This window comes from Actinomadura logoneensis (assembly GCF_003428695.1).
Taxonomy (GTDB): domain Bacteria; phylum Actinomycetota; class Actinomycetes; order Streptosporangiales; family Streptosporangiaceae; genus Spirillospora; species Spirillospora logoneensis.
This window is the reverse complement of record NZ_QURH01000679.1, coordinates 1-2,825: the sequence shown is the minus strand read 5'-3', so window position 1 is coordinate 2,825 and position 2,825 is coordinate 1. Positions and strand designations below refer to the sequence as shown.

Genomic DNA, 2,825 nt, shown 5'->3' with positions numbered 1-2,825 from the left:
GCCGCACCAGGGCGCGGACGTCTCGGCGGCGGGCGCCGCCCTGTCGCCCGGCGCGTGCCCGGAGGCGTGCCGGCAGCTCGTCCCCGGCAGCGCGCTGCTGCGCGGCCTCGGTGACCGCGTCGGCGACGGGCCCGCCTGGATGTCGGTGTGGACGACCCGGGACCAGACCGTCCAGCCGCCCGAGTCCGCCCGGCTGGACGGCGCCGTGGACGTCGTCCTCCAGGACGTCTGCCCGGACGCCCGGACCGGCCACGACGACCTGCCGTCCGACCCGCTCGTGGGCGGCATCGTGCTGCGCGCCCTCGGGGCCGGGCCGATGACCGCGCCCGTCGCGTCCGACTGCGCCAGCCTGCGGGCGCTCAGCTCGTGACGTCGCGGGTGGCGAAGTTGGCCCAGGCGGCGGCGAGGAAGACGGCCACGTAGACGCCCTGCAACGCCAGCCCGCGGGTGATGTCGTGCCACAGCACCGGCGCGCGGAAGAAGTCGGTCCAGGCCAGCCAGTAGCGCGTCGGCAGGTAGGGGTGGACGGCCGCCGCCGCGTCCAGCGACACCAGGATCTGGCTGGTCACGAGCGCGGCGAGCGCGCCCAGCGCCGCGCTGAGCGCCGAGTCGGTCACCGTGGACAGGAACAGCGCGACCGCGCCGACGCCGAGCATCGACACGCCGACGTAGAGCGTCGCGCAGGCCAGCCGCAGCAGCACCTGCGGGGTGCTCAGGCCCGTCCCGGACATCGAGGTGACCAGGCTCGCCCCGGTCAGCGCCGACGCGGGTTTCGCGCCGAACACCGCGACCCCGACAGCGTACGAGCTGAGCGTCACCGCGACCACCGCGAGCAGGACGAACCCGACGAGCGCGACGAGCTTGGCGACCAGCAGCCGGGTCCGGCCGACCGGGCGCAGCAGCAGGTAGCGCAGCATCCCCGAGCCCGCCTCGCCCGCCACCGCGTCGCCGCCGACGACCGCGACCGACACCGGCAGGAACAGCGGCAGCACCATCGCCAGGGCCGCCGCCGGATACAGCGTCCCGTTCGTCAGGACGGCCGACAGGAACGCCGGTCCCTGGCCGGCGGGCGGCGCGACCCTGGTGACGCCGAGGAACCCCGCGACGATCGCCGGAAGCCCGCACAGCAGCGCCAGCGACACCCACGTCCGGGGCCGCCGCACCATCTTCACCAGCTCGCTCCGGATCACGGCGCCCCCGCCGGGCGGCCGGACCGGCCCGGGCGTTCGGACCGGCCCGAGCGGTCGGAGGGGCCGCCGCCGGACGCGGGCGGCGGGCGGTCGAAGCGGTCGGCGCTCGCGCCGGTCACCGACAGGACGATCTCCTCCAGGGTGTGCCGCTGCGGCCGGAGCCCGGTCACCCGCAGCCCGTCCGCGACCAGGAGCGCGTTCAGCTCGGCGGCGTCGGCGGCCCGCACCAGCAGCCGGTCGCCGTCCCGGTGCTCGACCCGGCCGTCCAGCAGCGCGGCGGCGCGCGCCGCGTCCGGGCTGCGCACCTCGACACGCCCGGTCGGGGCACGCAGGTCGGACATGTCCTGTTGCAGGACGAGCCGTCCCCGGTCCATCACGCCGACCCGGGTGCACAGCTCCTCGACCTCGCCGAGCAGGTGGCTGCACAGCAGGACCGTCGTCCCGGCGTCGTTCAGCGCGCGCAGCAGGTCGCGGATCTCGCGGATGCCGCGCGGGTCCAGGCCGTTGGTCGGCTCGTCCAGGACCAGCAGCCGCGGCTCGTGCAGCAGCGCGGCGGCGAGCCCGAGCCGCTGCCGCATCCCGAGCGAGTACGCCCGGACCGGACGGTCGTCCACGCCGCCGAGCCCGACCCGCTCCAGCGCCTCCTCCACCCGGCGGCGGCGCGTCCGGCGGGACCCGCGCCCCGGCCCGGACGCGTCGAGCAGCGCCAGGTTCGCGCGCCCGGACAGGTGCCCGTACGCGCCCGGCCCCTCGACCATCGCGCCGATCCGCGGCAGCACCTCGCCGGTGCGGCGGGGGATCGGCCGGCCCATCACCTCGATCTCGCCGGACGTCGCGAACACCAGCCCGAGCAGCATCCGGACCAGCGTCGTCTTGCCCGAGCCGTTCGGGCCGAGCAGCCCGTAGCGGTCGCCCTCGCCGACCGCGAGGTCCACGTCCCGGACGGCCACGACCCGCCCGTACCGCTTGGTCAGCCCGCGCGTCGCGATCACGCCGCGAGCTCCGCCGCCGCGCCCCGCAGGACCTCCGGCCGGACCGCCCCGGCCAGCAGGAACGTCACCCCCGTGTCCGCGTGGAACAGCATCGCGGTGAGCAGCGGCGTCGTCAGCATCAGGAACTCGCCGCGCCCCGGCCCGCCCCCCACGCGCAGCGGGGTGACCGCCGCGCCCGCCTCCTGCGCCGTGGCGACCAGCCGCTGCCCGTACCGGGGCGGCAGCGGCGCCACCGCGAGCGAGGAGAACCCGCCCGTGTAGCCCCGGATGCTCGCGACCGACGCGGTGCCCGGCAGCGCGGGACGTCCGGCGAGCCGGTCGGGCAGCCTCCGGTTCGTGAACGCGACCAGCCGGGACAGCAGGTCGGGCGCGTCCACCGTGGACCGCACGAGCCCGCGCGCCGGACGCGGCGCGATCTCCGACTCCGCCGGACGCCCCGCGGCGAACTCCAGGAACCGCGTGGTCAGCGCGGGACGCGTCGCGCCGCGCGGCAGCACCCGCACCTCCAGCGGCACGCCCGTGGACGGGTCGCTCCACACGTCCACCGCGCCGACCGTCGTGTCCCGGTCGGCGGGCGTGACGCGCAGTCCGTCCGCCGAGCGCCCGGCGACGCGCCGCGGCTCGAGCGCGGTCACGGCGTCCG

At 77.5% G+C, this 2,825-nt stretch carries 4 protein-coding genes; 1 reads left to right on the top strand and 3 read right to left on the bottom strand.

Annotation, left to right across the window (positions count from 1 at the left end):
• A partial coding sequence (locus DZF91_RS40345; protein ID WP_199486887.1) for a hypothetical protein occupies positions 1 to 370 on the top strand: 370 nt, incomplete at its 5' end.
• Here DZF91_RS40345 and DZF91_RS25555 read toward each other — a convergent pair.
• The 3 genes from DZF91_RS25555 to DZF91_RS40340 all read right to left on the bottom strand — a co-directional run.
• On the bottom strand, positions 360 to 1,190 hold the full coding sequence (locus DZF91_RS25555; RefSeq protein ID WP_117359762.1) for an ABC transporter permease: 831 nt from the start codon (positions 1,188 to 1,190) through the stop codon (positions 360 to 362). The genes DZF91_RS40345 and DZF91_RS25555 overlap by 11 nt on opposite strands.
• Complete coding sequence (locus tag DZF91_RS25550) at positions 1,187 to 2,182, bottom strand: ABC transporter ATP-binding protein (RefSeq protein ID WP_117359761.1); 996 nt, start codon at positions 2,180 to 2,182, stop codon at positions 1,187 to 1,189. The genes DZF91_RS25555 and DZF91_RS25550 overlap by 4 nt, the downstream gene beginning before the upstream one ends.
• The coding region (locus tag DZF91_RS40340; protein ID WP_199486886.1) for a hypothetical protein at positions 2,179 to 2,825 on the bottom strand (647 nt) is incomplete at its 5' end. The genes DZF91_RS25550 and DZF91_RS40340, both read right to left, overlap by 4 nt.